Consider the following 1,773-nt stretch of genomic DNA (forward strand, 5'->3'; position numbering starts at 1 on the left):
TGGGAACTTTGCGGGAGGTTGTCTTCTCGTAAATTAGACTTGAAGGTTTTGGCCAGTTGAGGCTAAACTAACTTTACGTATTTGGTGACTGTCTCCCGCTAAAGATCCAGTTACCGCCCGGTTTCGAAGAGTTCCAGCTCAACGAACCCGAACCAACCCGCCTCGGCGGGTTTTTTCGTTACATGGCTGGAGGTTACGCCCGAAAAAGATAGATCTCAAGAATATCCTTTACACCACGACCGGATCTTCAGCGCTGCCCTCTCCGATTGGGAATACCCGTCAGAAGACCCTGAAACATCCTGATTTTTAGCGCCTTTCCTTACACTTATCAGGCCTCTTAACTGGGGTGCATCCGATTTAAAAATTACGTGAACTGCCGATGAATATGCCTGAGAAGCAAACACAACAATCCAAGTACTCATTAGAAACGCATTGCGTATAATCGTTTTTTTGGTTCATTATATTGGAAATAACATGTAACACTGACTGAATTCCCGTAAAGAATAGGAATAAAAATGAACGATGATAAAGAGAGAAATAGAATCGCAAATAAGATGCTTTATTCCTTTATGGCAATAGGTGTCATCCCATTAGTGGTAATCTTTTTTATTTACCTGCACAACCCGGCATCTCCACTTTTGCACAGTATTGTAGACAAAACCAATGACCTTCCTGCCGTTATGTCTGCCTATAACCCATTAATGACAAAGGTGATGGACGTTTATTGCAAAAGCGCACCTTTCTTTGCCTTGGTTTTATTTGCCTTTTCAATACACAGGCGTAGGGTAATTAACACAGTCAACAGAGGTGCACTTGCCCGCGCATGTTTCTTTAGTCCGTTCTTCTATGCCTTCTTTATTTACATGTTTCTCTTCCGAAGCCTTGAACTCACGACAGCCGGAAGACCAGCCAGACTCATGTCTGGGCATGATGTCAGTCTGTTGATTTTTTATATTTTTTTATACCTTATTCTTTTTTTCTTAACTTATGGGATGTGTTATATTCCTGTAATTTCTTACAAGCTATTTAAAGAGCGTCGATGACCGACGCTCTTTTTTATCAATGTGCCGCCCTAATTATTTCATTATTTAACTTATCGACGAGTTTATCATCCACCAATGCGCTAACCGTCCCATAGACCATAATCCCCATTATACCCACAGCGGCTACGGGAACCCCAGCGGCTAAAAGAACTGCACCGAGCGTCGCGGTAAAAATCCCCACAGCCACACTCGCCGCTAGCCCACCCACAACCCAGGATTCCACTTCCAATATCAATGGTCCCCAGTTACCGGTTTCATAACCTTCGATACTTTTCTCTCGTACTTTCTCAATTTTCATTACCTTATCTGCAACCTTAAAAGCTTTCCCGAGATTACCGAGTTTATTCGCCGCGTCCTGAGCTTTAAAACTCTTCCAGGCATTAACAATCGCATCTTTATCCGCTTTGTTGATTTTCATCGCTGGATTCGATGTAATCTTATTAATCGACTTCATTGCTTCATCATAACTTCTAATGTTTTTACCCTGGAAGTTTTTGATGTTATCAGCAATATCTTTCGCAACTGTCTTATATTTATCGCCCAGATGTTCACTCAACTTTTCACCGACATCAGCAACGATCTCACTCGTTTTAGTCAGTAATTCTTTTTCATCTTTTACTTTTTCTGCAGCATCCTCCTCAGCCTTACGCTTAGCTTCCGCATCTGCCTTTGCTTTTGCCTCTGCGGCCTTCCGGGATTCATCTGCTTTACGTTTGGCTTCTGCATCGGC

The 1,773-nt window shown here is 42.5% G+C and carries 2 protein-coding genes; one reads left to right on the forward strand and one right to left on the reverse strand.

Annotated elements, in window-relative coordinates:
• Positions 1-515: 515 nt before the first annotated feature.
• The gene (gene cui / locus AC6BYQ_RS27875) at positions 516-1,043 is read left to right on the forward strand and encodes a colicin immunity protein Cui (protein ID WP_498057868.1); all 528 of its coding nucleotides are present in this window, start codon (positions 516-518) and stop codon (positions 1,041-1,043) included.
• A gap of 16 nt (positions 1,044-1,059) precedes the next feature.
• Here the strand turns inward: cui and AC6BYQ_RS27880 are convergent.
• Positions 1,060-1,773: colicin-like pore-forming protein (locus AC6BYQ_RS27880; RefSeq protein WP_498057869.1), on the reverse strand; the 714-nt coding region annotated here is incomplete at its 5' end.

This window comes from Serratia sp. LTN-2 (assembly GCF_059740205.1).

Coding starts and splice junctions, on each gene's coding strand:
- cui (WP_498057868.1), top strand. CDS start 516: ATGAACGATGATAAAGAGAGAAATAGAATCGCAAATAAGATGCTTTAT.